Raw genomic sequence first — 1,763 nt, 5'->3', positions numbered from 1 at the left:
GGATCGCCATAAGTGGTAACGACATCCACGGACCGGCTTTTAAGATCGTTAAGACCGTACTTGATGAGCTTCTGACCAACGCCTTTTCCCTGACGGTTTGTGCTAACTGCAACAGGTGCAAGCATGTAAACCCGAATATCCTCCTTAAACTGAAGACGAGTAAAGAAAATCGACCCAATGATGGATCCATTTTCAAAGGTGCCGAAACAGATGATTTCCTGATTATCTATGTTTGAAGATAGTTCTGATACAAGATTGCCAATCAGCCGACCTTCACTTTCACCCTCTGAATCGGAGAAAGCTGACCTAAAGAGATTTGTCACTTCTTCCCGGCTGTTTTTATTCAGAACCTTGTGATTCATGTTTATTCCTCTAAGGTGATCGGAATTACTATGATTTTTTAAGAAAAAGTCTCTTGGCTTGTGCTGCCAGCCTGTGTTTTGTTATTCAGCTTCGTTGACTAAATTAGTCAGCACGAAGCCATTGTTATGATAACGGCTAATCGTAATGAGTCCACATTCTGATTACTTTAACAACTTTCTCTTTGTCGTAGACTTGATACACTAAGCGATGTTGGATATTGATTCTTCGTGAATAGGCCCCTTCCAAATTTCCAACTAATTTTTCATAGGGAGGATAGTCTGCAAAAGGATCTTCCTTAATAACTTCAAGTAGGTCCTCGATCTTTGATTTTAACCCTGATGAAGCGGCTTTCTTCGCATCCTTTTTAGCCTGTTTGGTATAAACGAGTTTGTAGTTACTCACCAGTCAAGTTCTTCTTCGGTTTCCTCAAGAGGTGTATTCATTCCTTCAACGATAGACTCCTGCATTCCAGGAATAGAGCTCAGATAAAGTGTTTCTTGAATAGCTCGCCAATCATCTTCACTGATCAAAACTGCGTTTGATCGCTTTCCGGTGATTTGGATTGGTTTGTGTGTTTCAGATGCCTCATCGAGCAATCGATAAATTTCTTTGCGAGCTTGAGTAGCTGTAAGTGTTTTCATGGTGATATGAATTAATTAATGCTCTTTCATTAACGTACGCGATTACGTACATATTGTCAACTTTTGAGATAAGGCAGCATAACTTATAATTACACGACAAGGCTCAATCCACCCTGTCTTTCGCAGAAGATCTGATTTTGCCGATTAATAGCAATGAGTTGTGCATCGTTGCCCAGATTTGGAAAGGTCACATTCGTCGGTCTACTTAAAAACATTTACGGAAGGTTTGCACATCCGGCGATTTCCCAGACAGGAAATCCGTATTGATGATATTGCATTCATACTTCGCATCCAGGTTCGATTTCATCATAGGTCTGTTTTCCCGGAAAAAAGCCTCATATCCAAGTCCGACCAAAAACTCATTGTAAAAAGAACGAAAGAAGCCTTCATTCTCAAGCAGCTGCAGAAATTGCTGGTTTGAAATGGTACTTCCCTCTTCTGTGAAACTGAACTTTAGGTTAGATTTTGTTGATTCAAGTTCAAGCGTATTCTACATAAATCTTATCATGTTTTTTTTATTTGTCAGACCACTTCTATTCTTATCTAAAGAGGCTAATGCTGCTAAAGTGGTCAGACGGAGCCCAAAATTTAACCTTCGGAATGGGTGAGTAATTCCTCATAAGCCTCCTGACATTCCTCCAGCAGATCCTGCAAATGCTCCGGAACCTCTTCACTCTTTGATTTATAGGCTCTGAAGCCCGTGGAACGATGCACATTGTGATACCAGTATTTTGCCCAGATGCCATCTTCTTTTCGGGG

5 protein-coding genes are annotated in these 1,763 nt (G+C 40.7%); all 5 read right to left on the bottom strand.

The features are described from left to right. The coding region (locus ACESM0_RS06505; RefSeq protein ID WP_372904813.1) for a GNAT family N-acetyltransferase at positions 1-362 on the bottom strand (362 nt) is incomplete at its 3' end. Positions 363-498: 136 nt separating this feature from the next. Next, positions 499-765, bottom strand: coding sequence for a Txe/YoeB family addiction module toxin (locus ACESM0_RS06500; protein WP_372904811.1), 267 nt, complete (start codon positions 763-765; stop codon positions 499-501). Continuing rightward, the gene (locus ACESM0_RS06495; protein ID WP_372904809.1) at positions 762-1,004 is read right to left on the bottom strand and encodes a type II toxin-antitoxin system Phd/YefM family antitoxin; all 243 of its coding nucleotides are present in this window, start codon (positions 1,002-1,004) and stop codon (positions 762-764) included. Before ACESM0_RS06495 ends, ACESM0_RS06500 begins: the two co-directional genes overlap by 4 nt. Positions 1,005-1,209: 205 nt before the next feature. Next, positions 1,210-1,410, bottom strand: coding sequence for a DUF6940 family protein (locus ACESM0_RS06490; RefSeq protein WP_372904846.1), 201 nt, complete (start codon positions 1,408-1,410; stop codon positions 1,210-1,212). A 182-nt stretch (positions 1,411-1,592) separates the two neighbouring features. After that, positions 1,593-1,745 (bottom strand): hypothetical protein, encoded by a 153-nt coding sequence (locus ACESM0_RS06485; RefSeq protein WP_372904844.1) that lies wholly within the window; start codon positions 1,743-1,745, stop codon positions 1,593-1,595. Positions 1,746-1,763: the final 18 nt, after the last annotated feature.

The organism is Rhodohalobacter sp. (genome assembly GCF_041686455.1).
GTDB lineage: Bacteria > Bacteroidota > Rhodothermia > Balneolales > Balneolaceae > Rhodohalobacter.
This window is presented reverse-complemented; position numbering and strand designations above follow the sequence as displayed.

Bases quoted from the DNA above. Each gene is read 5' to 3' on its own strand.
- ACESM0_RS06495 (WP_372904809.1), bottom strand. From the start codon at position 1,004: ATGAAAACACTTACAGCTACTCAAGCTCGCAAAGAAATTTATCGATTG.